The following is a 21,318-nucleotide window of genomic DNA, read 5'->3' as shown; positions in this document are numbered from 1 at the left end:
ACGGCACGAAAGGCAGGTGAAGGCCGGCGCGGCGTGACCGCGGGCCACCGTGGGGGCGCCCCCCACGCCCTTGGGGCAGTGGGGGAGACCTCCGGTGGCCCGCGGTACCGCGGCGGGCCGTAGCTGTGCTCGCTTACCTCATCAGGCGGCTGTTCGCCGCCGCAGTGATGCTCGTGGTCATCGTCATGGTGGTCTTCAGCATCTTCTTCCTCGTCCCGAAGTGGGCGGGCGTCGACATCGCCGCGAGTTTCGTCGGCAAGCAGGCGGACCCCGCCGCCGTTGAGGGCGTGCGGCAGAAGCTGGGGCTGGGCGACCCGATCTACGCCCAGGTCTGGGAGTTCTTCAAGGGACTCTTCGCGGGCCGTACGTACGTGGGCGGGGGCGACGTCACCCATTGCTCCGCCCCGTGCTTCGGGTACTCCTTCCGCAGCGAACAGGCCATCTGGCCGGTGCTCACCGACCGGTTCCCGGTCACCCTGAGCCTCGCGCTGGGCGCCGCGCTGCTGTGGCTGCTGTTCGGTGTCGCCGCCGGCGTGCTCTCCGCGCTCAAGCGGGGCACCCTGTGGGACCGCGGTGCGATGCTCGTCGCCCTCGCCGGTGTCTCCCTGCCCATCTACTTCACCGGCCTGCTCAGCCTCGCGATCTTCTCCTACGGACTGGGCTGGCTCGACGCGCAGTACGTGCCCGTGGGGGACAGCTTCGCCGGCTGGCTCGGCGGCATGATCCTGCCGTGGATCACCCTCGCCTTCCTCTACGCGGCGATGTACGCCCGGATCACCCGCGCCACCATGCTGGAGATCCTCGGCGAGGACTACATCCGCACCGCCCGCGCCAAGGGCCTGCGCGAGCGGACCGTCATCGGCAAGCACGCCATGCGCTCCACGATGACGCCCATCCTCACCATGCTCGGCATGGACCTCGGCGCCCTGATCGGCGGCGCGATCCTCACCGAGTCGACGTTCAACCTGCCCGGCCTCGGCCGCGAGGTGCTCAACGCCATCAAGACCCAGGACCTGCCCGTCATCCTCGGCGTCACCCTGATCACCTCCATCGCCGTGCTCGTCGCCAACCTCGTGGTGGACGTCCTGTACGCCGTGATCGACCCCCGAGTGAGGCTCGCATGACCGAAGTCAGCAAGAGCGACGCGGCCGTGGGGGAGCCCACCTCCGCCTCGCCCGCGTCGCCCGCCCCGACCGCCTTCCTGGAAGTGCGCGACCTGAAGGTGCACTTCCCGACCGACGACGGCCTGGTCAAGTCCGTCGACGGGCTCACCTTCCAGCTGGAGAAGGGCAAGACCCTCGGCATCGTGGGCGAGTCCGGCTCCGGCAAGTCGGTGACCTCGCTCGGCATCATGGGCCTGCACACCGCCGGGCAGTACGGCAAGCGCAAGGCGCAGATCTCCGGCGAGATCTGGCTGGACGGCACCGAGCTGCTGTCCGCCGATCCCGACCACGTGCGCAGGCTGCGCGGCCGGAAGATGGCGATGATCTTCCAGGACCCGCTGTCCGCGCTGCACCCGTACTACACGATCGGCCAGCAGATCGTGGAGGCGTACCGCACCCACCACGACGTCGACAAGAAGACCGCCCGCCGGCGGGCGGTCGAGATGCTCGACCGGGTGGGCATCCCGCAGCCGGACAAGCGGGTCGACAACTACCCGCACGAGTTCTCCGGCGGTATGCGCCAGCGCGCGATGATCGCGATGGCGCTGGTCAACAACCCCGAACTGCTCATCGCGGACGAGCCGACGACCGCCCTGGACGTGACCGTCCAGGCGCAGATCCTCGACCTGATCCGGGACCTGCAGAAGGAGTTCGGCTCGGCGGTCATCATCATCACCCACGACCTGGGCGTGGTCGCCGAGCTCGCCGACGACCTCCTGGTGATGTACGGCGGCCGCTGCGTGGAGCGCGGCCCGGCGGATGAGGTGTTCTACGAGCCCCGCCACCCCTACACCTGGGGTCTGCTCGGCTCGATGCCCCGCCTGGACCGTGAGCAGCAGGACCGCCTCATCCCGGTCAAGGGCTCCCCGCCCTCCCTGATCAACCTCCCGTCCGGCTGCGCCTTCAACCCGCGCTGCCCGTACGCCGATGTGCCCAAGGACAACGTCACCCGCACGGTCCGCCCCGAGCTGACCGAGGTCGGCAGCCGGCACTGGGCCGCCTGCCACATGACGCAGGAACAGCGGGAGCGGATCTGGGCCGAAGAGATTGCGCCGAAGCTGTGAGCGAGGAAAAAGCGGTGAACGTCCCTGCGCAGAGCGCCGGCGCCACCCTCACCGAGGACGCCGCCCCCGGTGAGGTCCTGCTGAAGGTGACCGGGCTGCAGAAGCACTTCCCGATCAAGAAGGGCCTGTTCCAGCGGCAGGTCGGCGCGGTGCGCGCGGTCGACGGCCTCGACTTCGAGGTCCGCTCCGGCGAGACCCTGGGCGTGGTGGGCGAGTCCGGCTGCGGCAAGTCGACGATGGGCCGGCTGATCACCCGGCTGCTCGAACCGACCGCGGGCAAGGTCGAGTTCGAGGGCAAGGACATCACGCACCTCGGCGTGAGCGGGATGCGCCCGCTGCGCCGCGACGTGCAGATGATCTTCCAGGACCCGTACTCGTCGCTGAACCCGCGCCACACCATCGGCACGATCATCGGGGCCCCCTTCCGGCTCCAGGGCGTCGAGCCCGAGGGCGGCGTCAAGAAGGAGGTCCAGCGGCTGCTGTCGGTGGTCGGGCTCAACCCCGAGCACTACAACCGCTACCCGCACGAGTTCTCCGGCGGCCAGCGCCAGCGCATCGGCATCGCCCGCGCGCTCGCGCTGAACCCCAAGCTGGTGGTGGCCGACGAGCCGGTCTCCGCGCTGGACGTGTCGATCCAGGCGCAGGTGGTCAACCTGCTGGACGACCTCCAGGCGGAGCTGGGCCTGACCTACGTGATCATCGCGCACGACCTCTCGGTCGTCCGGCACGTCTCGGACCGGATCGCGGTGATGTACCTCGGCAAGATCGTGGAGCTGGCCGACCGCGACCAGCTCTACCGGACGCCGATGCACCCGTACACCAAGGCGCTGATGTCGGCGGTGCCGATCCCGGACCCCGGTCGCCGTACGGCCAAGAGCGAGCGGATCCTGCTCAAGGGCGACGTGCCCTCGCCGATCTCCCCGCCGAGCGGGTGCCGGTTCCACACCCGGTGCTGGAAGGCGACCGAGATCTGCCGGACCACGGAGCCGCCGCTGGCGGAGCTGCGGCCCGGCCAGCGGGTCGCCTGCCACCACCCGGAGAACTTCGAGGACCAGCAGCCGCAGGACACGGTGCTGCTGTCCGCCGCCAAGGAGGCGGCGGAGCTGGTGGCCGACGAGGTCCTCGCGGAGTCGGCGGAGACGTCGACGGCGGTGGCGGCGGAGATCGTCAAGGACTCCGCGGAGGCCGCCGGGGCTCCCGGGAGCCCGGAGGTCTCCAAGACGTCCGGAGCCTCCAAGACGTCGGGAGTCTCCAAAGAGTCCGAGGCGGCCTCCGAGGACTCCACCGGCTCCACCGACAAGTAGCACCTGAAGACCGGATCGAGCCCCTGCCTTCCAACGGAAGGCGGGGGCTCGTCGCTGCGTAAGAATGTAAGGGTGCTCCAGCAACTCTTCAGCCCCTCCGTCCAGCACACGCTCGACCTGGTCGGGATCTTCGTCTTCGCGATCTCCGGCGCCCTGCTGGCCGTCCGCAAGAACTTCGACGTCTTCGGCATCGCCGTCCTCGCCGAGGTCACCGCGCTGGGCGGAGGACTGATCCGGGACCTGATCATCGGGGCCGTGCCGCCCGCGGCCTTCACGGACCTGGGCTACTTCGTCACCCCGCTGCTCGCCGCCCTCCTGGTCTTCTTCCTCCACCCCCAGGTGGAGCGCATCCAGACCGGCGTCAACGTCTTCGACGCGGCCGGCCTCGGCCTGTTCTGCGTCACCGGGACGACGAAGGCGTACGAGTACGGGCTCGGCCTGACCGCCTCCGCCTGCCTCGGCCTGGCGACCGCGGTGGGCGGCGGTGTGCTGCGGGACGTGCTCGCCAACGAGGTGCCGTCGCTGCTGCGCTGGGACCGCGACCTGTACGCGGTCCCGGCGACGGTCGGCGCCGCCATGGTCGCCCTGTGCATCCGCTGGGACGCCCTCACCCCGCTCACCAGCGGCCTGGCGGTCGTCACGGCCTTCGTGCTGCGCCTGCTCGCGATGCGGTTCCACTGGCGGGCCCCGCGGGCGTGGAACCGGCGGTCGACGGTGCGCGAGGAGGAGCACCTCCCGGTGTGAGCCCCGCCCGCCCCGCCCGCCCGCAACTGCAAGCTACCGCTTAGTAGTTTCCTGTTGTACTGTGCGGTCCATGGCACAAGCAGCTACCGCCCGGGCCACGGTCGGCGACAGCGAGTTCGACCGGGACACCGCGGTCACCCGGCGCGAACCCGGCGTCTACGACATCGACCTCTCCGCCGGCTGGACCGTCTTCGGCGCGGTCAACGGCGGCTACCTGCTGGCCGTCCTGGGCCGCGCCCTCGCGGACGCCCTGCCGCACCCCGACCCGTTCACCCTCTCGGCGCACTACCTGACCGCCTCCCGCCCGGGCCCGGCGGTCGTCCGCACCGAGCTCGTGCGCACCGGACGCACCCTCTCCACCGGCCAGGCCTCCCTCCTCCAGTACGACGAGGAGGGCCGCGAGGTCGAACGCCTCCGCGTCCTCGCCTCCTACGGCGACCTGGACGCCCTGCCGGACGACGTCCGCACGACCGCCGAACCCCCCGCCATCCCGCCGCCGGACCAGTGCTTCGGGGCGGACGACGCGCCCGCCCCCGGCTCCGTCAGCTCGCCCATCACCGACCGGCTGATGCTCAAGCTCGACCCGGCGACCCTGGGCTGGGCGCTGGGCGAGCCGTCGGGCAGGGGCGAGATGCGGGCCTGGTTCGGCTTCGCCGACGGCCGGGACGCCGACCCGCTCGCCCTGCTCCTCGCGGTGGACGCGCTGCCCCCGACCGCCTTCGAGCTGGGGCTGACCGGCTGGGTGCCGACGGTCGAGCTCACCGTGCACGTACGGTGCCGTCCGGCGCCGGGCCCGCTGCGGGTGTCGGTCACCACGCGCAACCTGGCCGGCGGCTTCCTGGAGGAGGACGCCGAGGTCTGGGACGGCGCCGGCCGGCTGGTGGCCCAGTCCCGTCAGCTCGCGCGGGCCCGGCTCGGCTGAGCGGCCCGGGCGCCGCCCGGTTCGCGGCCGCGGCCGGGGCGGCGCGTCCGGCGCCCGGCGCGCCGCCCCCGCGCGCGGCCGGGCGGTCAGTCGAGCCAGTGGCGGCGGCCGAGGGTGATCAGCCGCATCCGGCGGGTCGCGAGCCGGGTGATCCGCCGCCGTTCCTCCTCCGGGGCGTCCAGCGTCTCCAGGAACTGGGAGGCCGTGACCAGCATCTGGTCGACGTAGAGGCCCGCGAGCATCAGCAGGTCGTCGTCGTTCCAGCCCTCGGCCTGCGGGTCCTTGGCCAGCTCGGTCCGCACCTCCGCGACGAACCGGTCCAGCTGGGCCCGTATGGCCTCCCGGACCGGCTGGACCCCGCCGTGCTGCTCGCGGGCGATGAACCGGACGTGCGCGGGGTAGGCGTCCACGTGACGGGCGATCAGCTCGACGGTGCGCGCGACGCGTTCGTCGCTGTCGCCCTCCGCGGACACCGTCGTCCGGATCATCGGGTGCAGGCTGCCCAGGGCCTCCTCGACCAGCGCCACGCCGAGGTCGGCCGTGGAGCGGAAGTGCCGGTAGAAGGCGGTCGGCGCGACGCCGACGGCGCGCGTGACCTCACGCAGGCCCAGGCTGCTCAGGCTCTGCTCCTCCAGCAGCCCCAACGCGGCGTCCAGGAGCGCCTGCCGGGTCTTCTGCTTCTGGGCCTGCCGGATACCGAGGGTGTGACTCATACCGTGCAGTCAACAGCCGTCCGCCGGAATGGGAAAGCCGTGCGGCGCGTTAGACTGGAAATTCAGTGAACAACTGTAACTACAAGCGTTCACCGAAATGTTGGGGGATCCCGCCATGCTGTTCCTCGTCGCCGCGCTTCTGCTGCTGGGCGTCCTGCTCGGCACCGTGGCCCACGCCCCGCTCGGCCTCTCCGCCGCCCTCGGCCTCGTCATCGCCGTCTGGCTCGGCGTCTTCGCGCTCCGCGAGCGCCGCGGCCGCCGCCGCGGCACGCCCGCGCACTGACCCCCGTACGCCAGAGCGACCCCGACCGCCGGGAGCTGATCAGCATGCGCCTCACCGCGCCGGCCGCCCACCGCACCGGCATCCGCGACACCGACGGCATGGCCGTCGCGTCCTTCGTCCTCGGCCTCGTCGGCCTGCTCGTGTTCAACGTCTTCCTCGGCCCCGCCGCCATCGCGCTGGCGGCCGTGGCCCTGCGGCGCGGCACCGCCCGCCGCGGCCGCGCCCGCCTGGGCCTCGCCCTCGGCGTGGCCGACCTGCTGGTCCTGCTGGCGCTCGTCCAGGCGGACCACACGGTGTCGTGGAGCTTCTGAGCCGGCGTGCGAACCCGCGGACGCGCACCCGGCACGGTGCCCGTGCGGCTCCCCGGGCCGCACGGCACGCGCCCGGCACCGGCCGACCGCCCCGGCGCCGGCGGGGGAGCCGGCCGGCGGCGCCGACGGGGCGCCCCGGCCCGGGCCCGCCCCGGCCCCGTAGAATCGGCGTCACCATGGCTTACCTCGACCACGCCGCGACCACCCCGATGCTTCCCGAGGCAGTCGAGGCACTCACCGCGCACCTGAGCGTCACCGGCAACGCCTCCTCCCTCCACGCGTCCGGCCGCCGCGCCCGCCGTGCCGTCGAGGAGGCCCGCGAGACCCTCGCCGAAGCCCTCGGCGCCCGCCCCAGCGAGGTCGTCTTCACCTCCGGCGGCACCGAGGCGGACAACCTCGCCGTCAAAGGGCTGTACTGGGCCCGCCGCGACGCCGACCCGGCCCGCACCCGCGTCCTGGCCAGCCCCGTCGAGCACCACGCCGTCCTCGACGCCGTCCACTGGCTCGGCGAGCACGAGGGCGCCACCGTCGAGTACCTCCCGGTCGACTCCCACGGCCGCGTCCGCCCCGAGGCGCTGCGCGAGGCCATCGCCCGCAACCCCGACGACGTGGCCCTGGCCACGGTGATGTGGGCGAACAACGAGATCGGCACGGTCCTGCCGGTCCGCGAACTCGCCGAGACCGCAGCCGAGTTCGGCATCCCGCTGCACTCCGACGCGGTCCAGGCCTTCGGCCAGGTCCCCGTCGACTTCGCCGCCTCGGGCCTGGCCGCGATGACGGTGTCCGGCCACAAGGTCGGCGGCCCGTACGGCATCGGCGCGCTGGTCCTCGGCCGCGAGCACGCCCCCGTGCCCGTCCTGCACGGCGGCGGTCAGGAGCGGCACGTCCGCTCCGGCACCCTCGACGTCCCCGCGATCGCCTCCTTCGCGGTCGCCGGCCGGCTCGCCGCCGAGCGGCGCGAGTGGTTCGCCCGGGAGATCGGCGCCCTGCGCGACGCCCTCGTCGAGGCGGTCCGCGCGGCGGTGCCCGACGCGGTCCTGGGCGGCGACCCGGTGGACCGCCTTCCGGCCAACGCCCACTTCGCCTTCCCCGGCTGCGAGGGCGACTCGCTGCTGCTGCTGCTCGACGCGCAGGGCATCGAGTGCTCCACCGGCTCCGCCTGCACCGCGGGCGTCGCCCAGCCCAGCCACGTCCTGCTGGCCACCGGCACCGACCCCGACCTGGCCCGCGGCACCCTGCGCTTCTCCCTCGGCCACACCTCCACGCGGGCCGACGTCGAAGCGGTCGCGAAGGCCATCGGCCCGGCGGTGGAGCGGGCCCGGGCGGCGGGCCTGACGTAGGCGGCGCGGCTCACCCGGAGGAGGGGCGGGACGCGTCCTCTCCGGCCCTCCGCGTCCGTGCCGCGCCGGCCCTGCGGACCAGCTCCATGTACCGGTCCCAGTCCCAGTGCGGCCCCGGATCGGTGTGGTCCGTCCCCGGCACCTCCACGTGGCCGATGATGTGCTCGCGGTCGACGGGTATGCCGTACCGCGCGCAGATCCCCGCCGTCAGGCGGGCGGAGGCGGCGTACATCGCGTCCGTGAAGTCCTCGGGCCGGTCCACGAAGCCCTCGTGCTCGATGCCGACGCTGCGCTCGTTGTAGGCGCGGTTGCCCGCGTGGTACGCCACGTCCAGCTCGCGGATCATCTGCGTGACGTGCCCGTCCTTGCGGACGACGTAGTGCGAGGCCGCTCCGTGCCCCGGGTCCTGGAACACCCGCACCGCGCTGTCGAAGCTGCCCTGGGTGACATGGACGACCACCATGTCTATGCCGTAGTCGTCGGGCCGGTCCGCGCGCCGCCAGTTCGCCTCCGAGGCCGCGACCCACCGGGCGCCCCGGTAGTCGACCTCGCCCGCCTTGCGCGGCTTGTCGACGCCGGGCGTCCGCCACCACAGGCGGCTCAGCTCGTCGCGGGCCAGCACGGCGGCGCCCGCGGCGGCCGCCGCCCCGCCGACGATCAGGGCCCGCCGCCCGATGCGCCGGTCCGCGGCCCGGGCGCGCCCGGCGGCTCGGGTGTCCTCGGTCTTCTCGGATGCTCGTCTCGCCCCCACGTGATCGTCAACGGATACGCACGGGCTCCGGTTCCCGCCTCCCCGTACCCTGGAGGAGTTATGACTGACACCCCGCAGCGCACCCGCCCCCTCCGCGTCCTCGCCGCCATGTCGGGCGGCGTCGACTCCGCCGTCGCCGCCGCCCGGGCGGCCGAGGCGGGCCACGACGTCACCGGCGTCCACCTGGCGCTCTCCGCGAACCCGCAGTCCTTCCGCACGGGCGCGCGGGGCTGTTGCACCATCGAGGACTCCCGCGACGCCCGCCGCGCCGCGGACGTCATCGGCATCCCGTTCTACGTGTGGGACCTCGCCGACCGCTTCCGCGAGGACGTGGTGGAGGACTTCGTCGCCGAGTACGAGGCCGGCCGCACCCCGAACCCCTGCCTGCGCTGCAACGAGAAGATCAAGTTCGCCGCCCTGCTGGACAAGGCGCTCGCCCTCGGCTTCGACGCCGTCTGCACGGGCCACTACGCGAAGATCGTGACCCTCCCCGACGGCTCCCGCGAACTGCACCGCGCCTCCGACCTGGCCAAGGACCAGTCGTACGTGCTCGGCGTGCTGGACGCGAAGCAGCTCGCCCACGCGATGTTCCCGCTCGGCGACACGGTCACCACCAAGGAGGAGATCCGCGCGGAGGCCGAGCGCCGGGGCCTGGCGGTGGCCAAGAAGCCGGACTCCCACGACATCTGCTTCATCGCCGACGGCGACACCCAGGGATTCCTGGCCCGGCGGCTCGGCCGGGCCGAGGGCGACATCGTCGACGAGTCCGGCACCAAGCTGGGCACCCACGAGGGGGCCTACGGCTTCACCATCGGCCAGCGCAAGGGCCTGCGGATCGGCACCCCGGCGCCCGACGGCAAGCCGCGCTACGTCCTCGACATCTCCCCGGTGACCAACACGGTGACGGTCGGCCCGGCGTCCTCCCTGGACGTCGGCGCCCTGACGGCGATCAGGCCCCGCTGGTGCGGCACCGCCCCCGCCGGCCCCGGCACCTACACGGCCCAGCTGCGCGCCCACGGCGGCGAGACCGAGGTGCGGGCCGAACTCGTCGACGGCGAGCTGAAGGTCACCTTCACCGAGCCGGTCCGCGGGGTCGCGCCCGGCCAGGCGATCGTGCTGTACGACGGCACGCGCGTGGTGGGCTCGGCGACGATCGCCGCCACGACGCGCACGACGGCGAGCGTGGCCTGACCGCCGCACGCGCGCGTGCCCGCCGTCCGCCGCACGCGCGCGTGCCCGGCGCCCCGGTCAGTCCGCGAGGAACTCCGCCAGCACCGGCGCCAGCACCCCCGGCTCCACCGCGTGGGACTGGCCCTCCAGGACCCGGTAGGCGCCCTGCGGGACGGTCCGCGCGACCGTCCGGGCCGCCTCGCGGAACCAGCCGGGGCTCGCGCCGCCCGCCAGGGACAGGACGGGGACGCGGACCGAGGACAGCAGCGCGCGGGGGACCCGGGCGTCGCCCATGACGGCGGCGTCGTGCGCCAGGCTCGGCGCGAGCGCCTCCAGGCCGGCCCACAGGGGGGACCGGCGGGCCCCCTGGATCATCTCCTCGCCCAGGCCGGTGAGGCGCAGGAACAGCTCCACCGCGTCCCCGCGCCGGTCCCCCGCGAGCGCCTCGGTCAGCCGCTCGGCGTACTCGGCCCAGGCCCGCGCGGCGCTCTCGTCCAGGGCGTAGGGCACCTCGTACACGGCGGCCCGGCGCACCGGCAGCCCGCTCGCCGCCGCCCGCAGCACCAGCGCGCCGCCCGACGAGACGCCGTACAGCGACGCCTCGCCGCCCACCGCCTCGATCAGCGCCGCCAGGTCCTCCACCTCGCGCTCCACCGCGTAGGGCGCCGTGTCGCCGCTCTGGCCGCGGCCCCGGCGGTCGTAGACGACGACCCGGAAGCGCTCCGACAGCGGCTGGGCCAGCGGCGCCACCGTGCCGCCCGTCGACATCGCGCCGCTGACGAGGACGACCGCCGGGCCCCGCCCGGTGCTCTGGTACGCGAGGGGGGTCCCGTCGCGCGAAAGGGTCTGCTTGTCCATGGCTGAGCAGACTGCCCTACGGCACGGGATTAGTCGCTCACGACACTTCCACGTCGTAGAAGCAGAGGTGGTCCTTGATCTGCGCCACGTCCGGCTCCGGGTCCGGGTACGCCCAGACGAGGTCCGCCGCGTCCGGCAGGGACCAGTAGGACGCCGTCCCCTTGAAGGGGCAGTGCGTCCGCGTCCCGGAGGGCGTCAGCAGGTCCAGCCGCACGTCCTCGGCGGGGAGGTAGTACCGGTCGGGACAGCCCGTCTCGCGCAGGAGCAGCGGCCGGTCGCTCTCGGCCAGGACCTGCCCGCCGTGCACCACGCGCACGTGCCGGCTGCTCCGCTCGATGGTGATGTGGTGCCCTGTGGTCACGATCGACCCTCCTTGGGTAGCCGCGTCCCCGGATACAGCGCACGCTGAAGCGGAGTTCTTCCTTCCCCGCCAGGAGGGCCCCCATGGGAGCCGCACAGCCCGCCAGGAACCGCAGCAGCCTCGCCCACCGGGTCCGGTACGCCCTGCGCCACCCGGAGCGCGTCCCCGCCCACGCGCGGCGGGCGGCGCGGGACGCCTGGCTGCGGCTGCGCCACCGCGACCACATCGCGTACTACCGGGCCGTGATGGCCTCCGACACGGCCCGCAGCGCCGAGGCGGCCGTGGGCCACAGCCCGTCGCGGGAGCAGTGGGAGCGGATCGGCCGGATGCAGTTCGACTACCTGATGCGGCACGGGCTGAAGCCGCAGGACCGGATGCTGGAGATCGGCTGCGGCAACCTGCGCGCCGGGCGGCTGTTCATCGCGTACCTCAACCCCGGCAACTACTACGGCATCGACATCTCCCCGCACATCCTGCTCGCCGCGCAGGACACCCTGGTGCGCGAGGGCCTGCAGTCCAGGCTGCCCCACCTGGTGCTCGCCGACGACCTCGGCCTCGCCTTCCTGCCCGAGGGATACTTCGACGTCGTCCACGCGCACAGCGTCTTCTCGCACTCGCCGCTCCACGTCATCGAGGAGTGCTTCGCCCACGTCGGCCGGGTGCTCGCGCCCGGCGGTTTCTTCGACTTCACCTTCGGCCGCACCGAGGGCGAGGAGCACCAGGTGCTGCACGAGGACTTCTACTACCGGACCGAGACCCTGGTCCGGCTGGCCGCGCGGCACGGCCTGTCGGCCCGGCTCATGGACGACTGGGAGGAGCTTCCGCACCGGCAGTCCAAGATGCGGGTGACCGCGGTGTCACCGGCGGCCCGTACGGTGGGCCCATGAACATCTGCGTCTTTCTCTCCGCCGCCGACCTCGACGAACGCTACACCCGCCCGGCCCGTGAGTTCGCCGAGCTGCTGGGCAAGGGCGGGCACACGCTCGTGTGGGGCGGCTCGGACGTCGGGCTGATGAAGGTGGTCGCCGACGGGGTGCAGGAGGCGGGCGGGCGGCTGGTGGGCGTCTCGGTGGAGTTCCTGTCGGACCGGGCGCGCCCGGGCGTCGACGAGATGGTGGTCGCCCGTGACCTGGCCGAGCGCAAGAGGCTGCTGCTGGAGAAGGCCGACGCGGTGGTGATCATGGTGGGCGGCACCGGCACCCTCGACGAGGCCACCGAGATCCTGGAGCTGAAGAAGCACGGCCACACCGACAAGCCGGTGGTGCTGCTGAACACCGCGGGCTTCTACGACGGCCTCAAGGAGCAGTTCCGGCGCATGGAGGACGAGGGCTTCCTGCCCCGCCCGCTGGCCGAGCTGGTGTTCTTCGCGGAGGAGCCGGTGGGGGCACTGGCCTACCTGGAGGAGAGCCGGGGCGTGGTGTGAGCCGGCGTGGTGCGAGCATGGCGGGCATGGCTACACATGTGATCACCGGAGCCGGCTCCGGCATCGGCGCCGCCGTGGCCCGCCGTCTGCACGCGCGCGGGGACGACCTCGTCCTGCACGCGCGCGACGCGGCCCGCGCGAAGGAGCTGGCGGCCGCGTTCCCCGGCGCGAAGACGCTGGTGGGCGACCTGGCGGACCCCGACAGGCTCTCCTGGGCGTTCTCGCACCAGTCGCTTCCGGACCGGGTGGACTCGCTGCTGCACATCGCCGGGGTGGTCGACCTCGGCCCGGTCGGCGAGCTGACCCCGAAGACCTGGCGCCGCCAGCTCGACGTCAACCTGATCGCCCCCGCCGAGCTGACCCGCCTGCTCCTGCCCCAGCTGCGGGTCAGCCAGGGCCACGTGGTGTTCGTCAACTCCGGCGCGGGCCTGAACGCCCACGCCGACTGGTCCGCGTACGCCGCCTCCAAGCACGGCCTGAAGGCCCTGGCCGACTCCCTGCGCCACGAGGAGCACGCGAACGGCGTCCGCGTCACCTCCGTCTACCCCGGCCGCACCGCCAGCCCCATGCAGGCCAAGGTCCACCAGCAGGAGGGCAGGGAGTACGACCCGTCCCGGTGGATCGACCCCGAGTCGGTGGCCACGGCCATCCTCATGGCCCTGGACCTGCCGAGGGACGCGGAGGTCAACGACCTGACGGTACGGCCGGGACGCTAGGGGACCCCGGGGAGCGAGGGGCGCGGACCCGTCCGGGGCCGCCCTCTGCGCCGGGGACGGGAGGACCCCGCGGACGAGGCCGCCCGGGCCGGGACGGGGACCCGGGGAGGCGGCCCCGGGGACGGCCGCCCCGGCGCCCGGCGCCTCGCGGCGGACGCGCCCCCCCGGCCACCCCGCCCCTGCCCGTACGCTTCCTTCCGTGAGCGAAAACAGCCAGTTCAGGTTCGGTGCCGCCACCGGCGTCGGGTCGATGCCGGGCGGCGACGCCCGTGAGGCCGTCAAGACCGTCACCGGCACCTTCGAGGACTTCCCGTTCCTGCCCGAGCTGCCCGCCCGCGGGCCCGGCGCCGACATGATCGGGCGGACCGCCGGGATGCTCGTCGAGCTGTACGCGCGCGTGGAGCCCAGCGGCTGGCGGATCGGCGACCGGCCCGGCCGGGACACCCGGCGGGCCCGCTCGTGGCTGGTGGAGGACCTCGACGCCCTGGAGGAGTTCACCCAGGACTACGCGGGCCCGCTGAAGGTGCAGGCGGTCGGCCCCTGGACGCTCGCCGCCGCCCTGGAGCTGAGGAACGGCGAGGCCGCCCTCTCCGACCCCGGCGCCTGCCGCGACCTCGCCGCCTCGCTCGCCGAGGGGCTGCGCCTGCACCTGGCCGAGATCCGGCGCCGGGTGCCCGGCGCCCGGCTCGTCCTCCAGCTCGACGAGCCCTTCCTCACCGCCGTGCTGCGCGGCCGGGTGCGGACCGCCAGCGGCTACCGCACCCACCGCGCCGTGGACCGGCAGACCGTCGAGGCCACGCTCCGGGACGTCGTCGGGGTGCACGCAAACGGCCCGGTCGTGGTCCACTCGTGCGCGCCGGACGTCCCGTTCGCCCTGCTGCGCCGGGCGGGCGCGGCGGCGGTCTCCTTCGACCTCTCCCTCCTCACCGAACGTGACGACGAGGCGATCGGCGAGGCGGTGGAGGGCGGCACCCGGCTGTTCGCCGGCGTCGTACCGGGCACGGACGGCCCGTTGTCGGACCCTGCCGGTAGCGTCATGGGTGTCAGGACGCTGTGGCGCAGGCTGGGGCTGCCACCGGGGCTTCTCGCGGAGGCGGTCACGCTCACTCCGGCGTGCGGACTCGCGGGCGCTTCCCCGGGGTACGCGCGCAGAGCGCTCGCCCACTGCGTCCGGGCGGCGAGATCACTCGCGGACAACCCAGAGTAACGGGAGGACGACACGGTGGCCGGCGACAAGCAAGCGGAGACGACGAACGTGCCCGCCGAGGCGCGGGAGCAGCACCGGCAGCTCGCCGAACAGGTCGAGGAGCACCGCTTCCGGTACTACGTGAAGGACGCTCCCGTCATCAGCGACGCCGAGTTCGACCAGCTCCTGCGCTCCCTGGAGGCGCTGGAGGAGGAGCATCCGGAACTGCGCACGCCGGACTCGCCGACGCAGAAGGTGGCGGGCTCCTACGCGACGGAGTTCACCGCCGTCGAGCACCGGCAGCGGATGCTGTCGCTCGACAACACCTTCAACGACGACGAACTCGCCGCCTGGGCCGAACGCGTCCACCGGGAGCTGGGCGACCAGGACTACCACTTCCTGTGCGAGCTCAAGGTCGACGGCCTCGCCGTCAACCTCACCTACGAACACGGCCGCCTCACGCGCGCGGCGACCCGCGGCGACGGCCGCACCGGCGAGGACATCACCCCCAACGTCCGGACGATCGCGGAGATCCCGGACCGCCTGAAGGGCGACCGCGTCCCCGACCTCGTGGAGATCCGCGGCGAGGTCTACTTCCCGATGGAGAAGTTCGAGGAGCTCAACCGCCGCCTGGTCGAGGCCGGCGACAAGCCCTTCGCCAACCCGCGCAACGCGGCCGCCGGTTCCCTGCGCCAGAAGGACCCGCGGGTCACCGCCACCCGTCCGCTGCACATGGTGGTCCACGGCATCGGCGCCCTGGAGGGCTTCCGGGGCCTCACCCGCCTCTCCCAGGCGTACGACCTGCTGGGGACGTGGGGCCTGCCCACCTCCCGGCACAACAAGGTGGTCGACGGCCTCGACGGCGTGCGCGAGTTCATCGCGTACTACGGCGAGAACCGCCACTCCGTGGAGCACGAGATCGACGGCGTGGTCGTCAAGCTCGACGAGATCCCGCTCCAGGGCCGGCTGGGCTCCACCTCCCGCGCCCCGCGCTGGGCGATCGCGTACAAGTACGCGCCGGAGGAGGTCAACACCAAGCTCGTCAACATCCGCGTGGGCGTCGGCCGTACGGGCCGGGTCACGCCGTTCGCCCAGGTCGAGCCGGTCACGGTGGCGGGCTCGGAGGTCGAGTTCGCCACGCTGCACAACCAGGACGTGGTCAAGGCCAAGGGCGTGCTCATCGGCGACACGGTCGTGCTGCGCAAGGCGGGTGACGTCATCCCGGAGATCCTCGGCCCGGTCGTCGACCTGCGCGACGGCAGCGAGCGGGAGTTCGTGATGCCGTCGGAGTGCCCCGAGTGCGGTACGCCGCTCAGGCCGATGAAGGAGGGCGACGTCGACCTGCGCTGCCCCAACGCCCGCACCTGCCCCGCCCAGTTGCGGGAACGCCTGTTCTACCTCGCGGGCCGCAAGGCGCTGGACATCGAGCACTTCGGCTACGTCGCCGCCACCGCCCTCACCAAGCCGCTGGAGCCCGGCGAGCCGCCGCTGAAGGACGAGGGCGACCTGTTCGACCTCACCGTCGAGCAGTTGCTGCCCATCAAGGCGTACGTCCTCGACCAGGACAGCGGCCTGCCCAAGCGGGATCCGAAGACCGGTCGGGAGAAGGTGGTCACGGTCTTCGCCAACCAGGAGGGCAAGCCCAAGAAGAACGCCCTCGCCATGCTGGAGAACATCCAGGCCGCCAAGCAGCGCCCGCTCGCCCGCGTCCTCACCGGCCTGTCGATCCGTCACGTCGGCCCGGTCGCCGCCGAGGCGCTGGCCCGCGAGTTCCGCTCGGTCGAACGCATCGAACAGGCTTCCGAGGAGGAACTGGCGAACACCGACGGCGTCGGACCGATCATCGCCGCCTCGCTCAAGGAGTGGTTCGCCGAGGAGTGGCACCAGGAGATCCTCCGCAAGTGGCGGGCGGCCGGCGTCCGCATGGAGGAGGAGAGCACCGGGGAGGACGAGGGGCCGCGTCCCCTCGAGGGCCTCACCGTCGTCGTCACCGGCACCCTCGAGCACTTCACCCGCGACGGCGCCAAGGAGGCGCTGCAGAGCCGGGGCGCCAAGGTGACCGGTTCGGTGTCGAAGAAGACGTCGTTCGTCGTTGTGGGTGACAACCCCGGATCTAAATACGACAAGGCGATGCAGCTGAAGGTTCCGGTACTGAACGAGGAAGGTTTCGGCGTTCTGCTCGAACAAGGGCCCGAAGCCGCGGCCGACATCGCACTTTCGGCCGAGGAATAGCGGTTGAAGACCACCTGATCGGCGCATATCAGATGCATATGGGTGGCTGGGGCGCATTCGGGCAACCGTCGGCGACCGCTGCCCCTGGAGGCCTTCTGCGGCCTAGTGTTGAGATGTGCGCCTGCCGTGCCCAGCTGCGGTCGGGGCATCCCCGCGCTCTCCTGGAGCGGGGGGAAGGGTTTTCCAACGCGGTGCCGTTGACGGCAGTCGGGCATCGGGCCGCGGGGCGTGGGCACCGCCGGCTGTGAGAGGGACGGGAATGGAACCGACCGAGAGCGCCGCCCCGGACTCACGGCTGCGCCTGCGCCGTATGGCCGGCGTGTGGCGCGCGAGCCGGTGGGCCGGGCGGTCTTCGGAGCAGGACGGCGCGCGGGGGCGCGCCGGGGCGCGGCGCACCCCCGCGGACGGCCGCGGCCCCGCACGGCCGGGTGCCGAGCGCGGCCCCGGACTGCCGCCGGGCGCCGATCCGGAGCGCCACCTGTCGTGGCCCGCGCCGCCCGCGGCGATCGTCGCGGCGGGCGGGTTCGTCCTGGGCGCCGGTTTCTACCGGGCGTTCACCGGCGGCCACGCCCTCTTCCCGTCCGGCGCGGTCGGCTGGTCCCTGGCCGTGCTGAGCGGCATCATCGTCGGCCACCTGGTCATGCTCGGCCGCTCCCGCTGGTGGGGCGGCACCGGCTCGGGCGCCGCCCTGACCCTCGCCGTCCTGCTGCTGTACGGCTGGGTTCCGGCCGGCATGGTCAGCCTCACCGTCGTCGTCCTGGTCGGCGTCGCCCGCCGGGGCCGCTGGCGGCAGGGCGTGCTGCACGGCGCGGTGGACATCCTCGGCATCGGCGCCGGGGCGCTGGTGCTGGCCGCCTTCGGCTCCGTGCCGTCCGTCGAGCGGCCGTCGCACCCGGACACCTGGACGGTCTACACCGCGCCCGAGGTGGTGCTGGTGGCCGTCGGCTACCTCGCGGTCACCCGCACCCTGCTGTGGTACCTGCACGCGCCGCGCGGCGGCCTGCCCACCGTCGCCCGCACCGCCCTGGTCAGGCAGGGCCTGGTCGCGGTTGCGCTGCTCGGCATCGCCCCGCTGGTCTGCGTCGTCGCCGACGCGCAGCCCGTGCTGCTGCCGCTGTTCGCCATCCCGCTGATCGCCCTGGACTCCACCCTGTGGATAGCCCGCGCCCGGGCGGAGGAGCAGTTGCGCGACCCGCTGACCGGACTCCCCAACCGCCAGTGGCTGCTGGAGCGCATCTGGATCGCGCTGGACGACGCCGAACGCATCAACGCCCGCGCCGCCCTCATGCTGATCGACCTCGATCGTTTCCGGTCGGTCAACGACACCCTCGGTCATCTGGCCGGCGACCGGCTGCTGCTGCAGATAGCCGACCGGCTGCGGCTGGCGCTGCCGCGCGGAGCGGAGGCCGCCCGGCTGGGGGGCGACGAGTTCGCCGTCTTACTCCCGGTCGCCGACTCCACCACGTCCGCGACCCGCATCGCCCGCAGCCTCGTCTCGGCCCTCAGCTCCCCCCTCGACCTCGACGGCCTCACCCTCGTCCTGGAGGCCAGCGCCGGCGTCGCCGTCTTCCCCGACCACGCCCTGGACGCCGAGGGACTGCTCAGGCGGGCGGACGTGGCGATGTACCAGGCCAAGCGCGACCGCACGGGCGTGGAGGTCTACGAGTCCAAGCGGGACTCCAACACACCGGACCGGCTCGGCCTGCTGGGCGACCTGCGCCGGGCGCTCGACGCCCACGAGGTGCAGCTGCACTACCAGCCCAAGGTCCGCTTCGACGGACAGGTCGCCGGCCTGGAGGCCCTGGTGCGGTGGGTGCACCCGGAGCGCGGCAAGGTGCCGCCGGACGAGTTCATAGCGATCGCCGAGTCCTCCGGGCTGATGCCCCATCTGACGGAGTACGTGCTGGAGACGGCGCTCGGGCAGGTCGCCCGGTGGCGCGCCCAGGGCCTGTTCGTGCCGGTCGCCGTCAACGTCTCCCCGCGCGACGTGCACACCCCCGGCTTCGCCGGCTCGGTGGCCGCGCGGCTGGCCCGCCACGGGGTGCCCGCGGGAGCGCTGCAGCTGGAGATCACGGAACACGTCCTCCTGGAGGACCCGCAGCGCGCCGCCGACACCCTGGCCGGGCTCACGGGGCACGGCGTGAAGATGTCGCTGGACGACTTCGGCACCGGCTACTCCTCGCTGGTGCACCTGCGGCGGCTGCCCGTCAGCGAGCTCAAGATCGACCGCTCGTTCGTGGCCCGGCTGGCCGTCGACACCGAGGACGCCGAGATCGTGCGCTGCACGGTCGACCTCGCGCACTCCCTCGGCCTGCTCGTCGTCGCCGAGGGCGTCGAGGACGACGAGACCTGGGAGCGGCTGCGGGACCTCGGCTGCGACGCCGTCCAGGGCTGGCTGGTCGCGGCGGCGATGCCGCCCGAGGAGACCACGGCGTGGCTGCGGGCCCGCGGCTCACGCGGCTGGCAGCGCCCCGCCGCCGCGCTCCCGGCGGCGGCCGCCGACGAGTGACCGCCCCGCACGCCCGTCCCGGACGCCCCGCCCGTCCGCCCGGACGCGCCGCGGCGCCCCCGGCCGCCGGACCCCGTGAACCGCCGGGGCCGGCCCGCCGGGGACGCGCCCCGCAGCCGGGGCGCGCGGCGGTCCCGGCGAACCGTTTCACGGGCACGCGGCCCCGCCCCCTAGGATTGGGCCCAAACCGCACACACTCACCCCAGAGGATCGCTGCATGCCTGGCATCACGCGCGAGGAGGTCGCCCACCTCGCCCGGCTGGCGCGTCTGGAGCTGAAGCCCGAAGAGCTTGATCACTTCGCCGGCCAGCTGGACGACATCATCGGCGCGGTGGCCCGCGTCAGCGAGGTCGCCGACCGAGACGTACCGCCGACCTCGCACCCGCTCCCGCTGACGAACGTCATGCGCCCGGACGAGGTCCGCCCGTCGCTCACCCCCGAGCAGGCGCTCTCCGGCGCCCCGGCCCAGGAGCAGCAGCGTTTCAAGGTGCCGCAGATCCTGGGGGAGGAGTAACCGCCATGACGGACAGCCCCATCATCAAGCTCACGGCCGCCGAGATCGCCGAGAAGATCGCCGCCGGTGAGCTCACGGCCGTCGAGGTCACCGAGGCCCACCTCGCCCGGATCGAGGCCGTCGACGAGAAGGTGCACGCCTTCCTGCACGTCGACCGCGAGGGCGCCCTCGCCCAGGCCCGCGCCGTCGACGACAAGCGGGCCCGTGGGGAGAAGCTCGGCCCGCTGGCCGGCGTCCCCCTCGCGCTCAAGGACATCTTCACCACCGAGGGCGTGCCCACCACGGTCGGCTCGAAGATCCTCGAAGGCTGGATCCCGCCGTACGACGCGACGGTCACCCGGAAGCTGAAGGCCGCCGACGTCGTCATCCTCGGCAAGACCAACATGGACGAGTTCGCCATGGGGTCCTCCACCGAGAACAGCGCCTTCGGGCCGACCGGCAACCCCTGGGACCTCACCCGGATCCCCGGCGGCTCCGGCGGCGGCTCCTCCGCGGCCCTGGCCGCCTTCGAGGCCCCGCTCGCCATCGGCACCGACACCGGCGGCTCCATCCGCCAGCCCGCGGCCGTCACCGGCACGGTCGGCGTGAAGCCGACGTACGGCGGCGTCTCCCGCTACGGCATGGTGGCGTTCTCGTCCTCCCTCGACCAGGGCGGCCCCTGCGCCCGCACGGTCCTGGACGCGGCCCTGCTGCACGAGGTGATCGCCGGGCACGACCCGCTCGACTCCACCTCCATCGACGCCCCGGTCCCGCCGGTCGTCGAGGCCGCCCGCAACGGCTCGGTCGCCGGCATGCGCGTCGGCGTGGTCAGGCAGTTCCGCGGCGAGGGCTACCAGGCCGGCGTCATCCAGCGGTTCGACGAGTCCGTCGCGCTGCTCAAGGAGCTGGGCGCCGAGATCGTCGAGCTGGACTGCCCGTCCTTCGACCTGGCCCTGTCGGCGTACTACCTGATCGCGCCCTCCGAGTGCTCGTCCAACCTGGCCCGCTTCGACGGCCTGCGCTACGGCCTGCGGGTCGGCGACGACGGCAGCCGCTCGGCCGAGGAGGTCACCTCCCTCACCCGCGAGGCCGGCTTCGGCCCCGAGGTCAAGCGACGCATCATGCTCGGCACGTACGCCCTGTCTAGCGGCTACTACGACGCCTACTACGGCAGCGCCCAGAAGGTCCGCACCCTCATCAAGCAGGAGTTCGAGCAGGCCTTCGAGCAGGTCGACGTGATCGTCTCCCCGACGACCCCGACCACCGCCTTCCCGATCGGCGAGCGCGCCGACGACCCGATGGCGATGTACCTCGCCGACCTGTGCACCATCCCGACCAACCTGGCGGGCAACGCGGCCATGTCGCTGCCCTGCGGCCTGGCGCCGGAGGACAACCTCCCGGTCGGCCTGCAGATCATCGCCCCCGCGATGCAGGACGACCGGCTGTACAAGGTGGGCGCCGCCGTCGAGGCCGCCTTCGTGGAAAAGTGGGGACACCCGCTGCTGGAGGAGGCACCGTCGCTGTGAGCGCACTGTCCAAGGCCAAGGGCTTCAAGAAGTCCAGGTCCGGTCTCTACGTCTCGATGGCCACCTCGGCCTTCGGCGTGATCGGCGTGGTCAAGCAGATCAAGAAGGCCCGCACCGAGAACGACACCCTGCGGCTGATCGACGCCGTCGTGACCGGCGCCGCGGTCGTCACCAACCTCGCCATCCTCTACCGCGAGCTGAAGAGCTTCGGCGACGACGACGTCCTGCTGGGCTGAGAGGGAAGTTTCA

Annotated in this window: 22 protein-coding genes; 18 read left to right on the top strand and 4 right to left on the bottom strand. The window is 73.1% G+C overall.

The genetic code is table 11. The features are described from left to right. Positions 1 to 125: 125 nt before the first annotated feature. The 5 genes from ACIBAI_RS25240 to ACIBAI_RS25220 all read left to right on the top strand — a co-directional run bounded on the left by ACIBAI_RS25240 (position 126) and on the right by ACIBAI_RS25220 (position 5,197). Entirely contained in the window at positions 126 to 1,124 is a 999-nt protein-coding gene (locus ACIBAI_RS25240) for an ABC transporter permease (RefSeq protein WP_399037634.1), read from the top strand. After that, entirely contained in the window at positions 1,121 to 2,227 is a 1,107-nt protein-coding gene (locus ACIBAI_RS25235; RefSeq protein ID WP_399037632.1) for an ABC transporter ATP-binding protein, read from the top strand. The genes ACIBAI_RS25240 and ACIBAI_RS25235 overlap by 4 nt, the downstream gene beginning before the upstream one ends. A gap of 14 nt (positions 2,228 to 2,241) precedes the next feature. Beyond that, the gene (locus ACIBAI_RS25230; RefSeq protein WP_399037631.1) at positions 2,242 to 3,531 is read left to right on the top strand and encodes an ABC transporter ATP-binding protein; all 1,290 of its coding nucleotides are present in this window, start codon (positions 2,242 to 2,244) and stop codon (positions 3,529 to 3,531) included. Positions 3,532 to 3,603: 72 nt separating this feature from the next. After that, positions 3,604 to 4,275 carry a trimeric intracellular cation channel family protein gene (locus tag ACIBAI_RS25225; RefSeq protein WP_344606043.1) on the top strand — a complete coding sequence of 224 codons (672 nt, stop codon included), beginning with the start codon at positions 3,604 to 3,606 and terminating at the stop codon, positions 4,273 to 4,275. Positions 4,276 to 4,345: 70 nt separating this feature from the next. After that, positions 4,346 to 5,197: a thioesterase family protein gene (locus ACIBAI_RS25220; protein ID WP_399037629.1), complete on the top strand. Its 852-nt coding sequence runs from the start codon at positions 4,346 to 4,348 to the stop codon at positions 5,195 to 5,197. Positions 5,198 to 5,283: 86 nt separating this feature from the next. Here the strand turns inward: ACIBAI_RS25220 and ACIBAI_RS25215 are convergent, their stop codons facing one another. Further along, positions 5,284 to 5,910 carry a TetR family transcriptional regulator gene (locus tag ACIBAI_RS25215; RefSeq protein WP_399037628.1) on the bottom strand — a complete coding sequence of 209 codons (627 nt, stop codon included), beginning with the start codon at positions 5,908 to 5,910 and terminating at the stop codon, positions 5,284 to 5,286. Between the two features lie 97 nt (positions 5,911 to 6,007). Between ACIBAI_RS25215 and ACIBAI_RS25210 the strand changes: the two genes are divergently transcribed. The 3 genes from ACIBAI_RS25210 to ACIBAI_RS25200 all read left to right on the top strand — a co-directional run bounded on the left by ACIBAI_RS25210 (position 6,008) and on the right by ACIBAI_RS25200 (position 7,844). After that, positions 6,008 to 6,193, top strand: a complete 186-nt coding sequence (locus tag ACIBAI_RS25210; protein WP_399037683.1) for a hypothetical protein — start codon at positions 6,008 to 6,010, stop codon at positions 6,191 to 6,193. A 44-nt stretch (positions 6,194 to 6,237) separates the two neighbouring features. After that, entirely contained in the window at positions 6,238 to 6,504 is a 267-nt protein-coding gene (locus tag ACIBAI_RS25205; RefSeq protein WP_399037626.1) for a DUF4190 domain-containing protein, read from the top strand. A gap of 176 nt (positions 6,505 to 6,680) precedes the next feature. Beyond that, a complete protein-coding gene (locus ACIBAI_RS25200; RefSeq protein ID WP_399037624.1) occupies positions 6,681 to 7,844 on the top strand; it encodes a cysteine desulfurase family protein in 1,164 nt (387 codons plus the stop codon). Between the two features lie 10 nt (positions 7,845 to 7,854). Here the strand turns inward: ACIBAI_RS25200 and ACIBAI_RS25195 are convergent, their stop codons facing one another. After that, positions 7,855 to 8,595, bottom strand: coding sequence for an N-acetylmuramoyl-L-alanine amidase (locus tag ACIBAI_RS25195; protein WP_399037621.1), 741 nt, complete (start codon positions 8,593 to 8,595; stop codon positions 7,855 to 7,857). A 60-nt stretch (positions 8,596 to 8,655) separates the two neighbouring features. Between ACIBAI_RS25195 and mnmA the strand changes: the two genes are divergently transcribed. Beyond that, positions 8,656 to 9,786: a tRNA 2-thiouridine(34) synthase MnmA gene (gene mnmA / locus ACIBAI_RS25190; protein ID WP_399037620.1), complete on the top strand. Its 1,131-nt coding sequence runs from the start codon at positions 8,656 to 8,658 to the stop codon at positions 9,784 to 9,786. A 57-nt stretch (positions 9,787 to 9,843) separates the two neighbouring features. On the opposite strand, the gene ACIBAI_RS25185 is transcribed toward mnmA, so the two are convergent. Both ACIBAI_RS25185 and ACIBAI_RS25180 read right to left on the bottom strand, forming a co-directional pair. Further along, positions 9,844 to 10,623 (bottom strand): alpha/beta fold hydrolase, encoded by a 780-nt coding sequence (locus tag ACIBAI_RS25185; protein ID WP_399037619.1) that lies wholly within the window; start codon positions 10,621 to 10,623, stop codon positions 9,844 to 9,846. 37 nt (positions 10,624 to 10,660) lie between these two features. Beyond that, on the bottom strand, positions 10,661 to 10,984 hold the full coding sequence (locus tag ACIBAI_RS25180; RefSeq protein ID WP_344606029.1) for a DUF427 domain-containing protein: 324 nt from the start codon (positions 10,982 to 10,984) through the stop codon (positions 10,661 to 10,663). A gap of 83 nt (positions 10,985 to 11,067) precedes the next feature. Here ACIBAI_RS25180 and ACIBAI_RS25175 point away from each other — a divergent pair, with 83 nt between their 5' ends. From ACIBAI_RS25175 to ACIBAI_RS25135, 9 genes are all read left to right on the top strand, one after another. Beyond that, entirely contained in the window at positions 11,068 to 11,871 is an 804-nt protein-coding gene (locus tag ACIBAI_RS25175; RefSeq protein WP_399037617.1) for a class I SAM-dependent methyltransferase, read from the top strand. Continuing rightward, positions 11,868 to 12,407: a TIGR00730 family Rossman fold protein gene (locus ACIBAI_RS25170; protein ID WP_399037615.1), complete on the top strand. Its 540-nt coding sequence runs from the start codon at positions 11,868 to 11,870 to the stop codon at positions 12,405 to 12,407. The genes ACIBAI_RS25175 and ACIBAI_RS25170 overlap by 4 nt, the downstream gene beginning before the upstream one ends. A 26-nt stretch (positions 12,408 to 12,433) precedes the next feature. Further along, positions 12,434 to 13,123 (top strand): SDR family oxidoreductase, encoded by a 690-nt coding sequence (locus ACIBAI_RS25165; RefSeq protein WP_399037613.1) that lies wholly within the window; start codon positions 12,434 to 12,436, stop codon positions 13,121 to 13,123. A gap of 199 nt (positions 13,124 to 13,322) precedes the next feature. Further along, the gene (locus ACIBAI_RS25160; protein WP_399037611.1) at positions 13,323 to 14,330 is read left to right on the top strand and encodes a methionine synthase; all 1,008 of its coding nucleotides are present in this window, start codon (positions 13,323 to 13,325) and stop codon (positions 14,328 to 14,330) included. 15 nt (positions 14,331 to 14,345) lie between these two features. Further along, complete coding sequence (gene ligA, locus ACIBAI_RS25155) at positions 14,346 to 16,541, top strand: NAD-dependent DNA ligase LigA (protein ID WP_399037609.1); 2,196 nt, start codon at positions 14,346 to 14,348, stop codon at positions 16,539 to 16,541. Between the two features lie 259 nt (positions 16,542 to 16,800). Then, positions 16,801 to 19,050 carry a putative bifunctional diguanylate cyclase/phosphodiesterase gene (locus tag ACIBAI_RS25150; protein WP_399037608.1) on the top strand — a complete coding sequence of 750 codons (2,250 nt, stop codon included), beginning with the start codon at positions 16,801 to 16,803 and terminating at the stop codon, positions 19,048 to 19,050. A 217-nt stretch (positions 19,051 to 19,267) separates the two neighbouring features. Then, positions 19,268 to 19,564, top strand: a complete 297-nt coding sequence (gene gatC, locus ACIBAI_RS25145) for an Asp-tRNA(Asn)/Glu-tRNA(Gln) amidotransferase subunit GatC (RefSeq protein WP_289940015.1) — start codon at positions 19,268 to 19,270, stop codon at positions 19,562 to 19,564. A 5-nt stretch (positions 19,565 to 19,569) separates the two neighbouring features. Further along, complete coding sequence (gene gatA / locus ACIBAI_RS25140) at positions 19,570 to 21,069, top strand: Asp-tRNA(Asn)/Glu-tRNA(Gln) amidotransferase subunit GatA (RefSeq protein WP_399037606.1); 1,500 nt, start codon at positions 19,570 to 19,572, stop codon at positions 21,067 to 21,069. Continuing rightward, positions 21,066 to 21,305, top strand: a complete 240-nt coding sequence (locus ACIBAI_RS25135) for a hypothetical protein (protein ID WP_399037604.1) — start codon at positions 21,066 to 21,068, stop codon at positions 21,303 to 21,305. Before gatA ends, ACIBAI_RS25135 begins: the two co-directional genes overlap by 4 nt. The last annotated feature ends 13 nt before the right edge of the window (positions 21,306 to 21,318 follow it).

Source organism: Streptomyces sp. NPDC051041, from assembly GCF_044456065.1.
Lineage (GTDB): Bacteria > Actinomycetota > Actinomycetes > Streptomycetales > Streptomycetaceae > Streptomyces > Streptomyces glaucus.
Note: the sequence above shows the minus strand (reverse complement) of the source record. Positions and strands in the feature narration are given on the sequence as shown.

What these genes read in the sequence shown, in the direction of transcription:
- ACIBAI_RS25165 (WP_399037613.1), top strand. Translation starts at nt 12,434, where the DNA reads ATGGCTACACATGTGATCACCGGAGCCGGCTCCGGCATCGGCGCCGCC.
- ACIBAI_RS25150 (WP_399037608.1), top strand. Translation starts at nt 16,801, where the DNA reads ATGGAACCGACCGAGAGCGCCGCCCCGGACTCACGGCTGCGCCTGCGC.
- ACIBAI_RS25175 (WP_399037617.1), top strand. Translation starts at nt 11,068, where the DNA reads ATGGGAGCCGCACAGCCCGCCAGGAACCGCAGCAGCCTCGCCCACCGG.
- gatA (WP_399037606.1), top strand. Translation starts at nt 19,570, where the DNA reads ATGACGGACAGCCCCATCATCAAGCTCACGGCCGCCGAGATCGCCGAG.
- ACIBAI_RS25200 (WP_399037624.1), top strand. Translation starts at nt 6,681, where the DNA reads ATGGCTTACCTCGACCACGCCGCGACCACCCCGATGCTTCCCGAGGCA.
- mnmA (WP_399037620.1), top strand. Translation starts at nt 8,656, where the DNA reads ATGACTGACACCCCGCAGCGCACCCGCCCCCTCCGCGTCCTCGCCGCC.
- ACIBAI_RS25215 (WP_399037628.1), bottom strand. Translation starts at nt 5,910, where the DNA reads ATGAGTCACACCCTCGGTATCCGGCAGGCCCAGAAGCAGAAGACCCGG.
- ACIBAI_RS25185 (WP_399037619.1), bottom strand. Translation starts at nt 10,623, where the DNA reads ATGGACAAGCAGACCCTTTCGCGCGACGGGACCCCCCTCGCGTACCAG.
- ACIBAI_RS25235 (WP_399037632.1), top strand. Translation starts at nt 1,121, where the DNA reads ATGACCGAAGTCAGCAAGAGCGACGCGGCCGTGGGGGAGCCCACCTCC.
- ACIBAI_RS25210 (WP_399037683.1), top strand. Translation starts at nt 6,008, where the DNA reads ATGTTGGGGGATCCCGCCATGCTGTTCCTCGTCGCCGCGCTTCTGCTG.
- ACIBAI_RS25220 (WP_399037629.1), top strand. Translation starts at nt 4,346, where the DNA reads ATGGCACAAGCAGCTACCGCCCGGGCCACGGTCGGCGACAGCGAGTTC.
- ACIBAI_RS25205 (WP_399037626.1), top strand. Translation starts at nt 6,238, where the DNA reads ATGCGCCTCACCGCGCCGGCCGCCCACCGCACCGGCATCCGCGACACC.
- ACIBAI_RS25170 (WP_399037615.1), top strand. Translation starts at nt 11,868, where the DNA reads ATGAACATCTGCGTCTTTCTCTCCGCCGCCGACCTCGACGAACGCTAC.
- gatC (WP_289940015.1), top strand. Translation starts at nt 19,268, where the DNA reads ATGCCTGGCATCACGCGCGAGGAGGTCGCCCACCTCGCCCGGCTGGCG.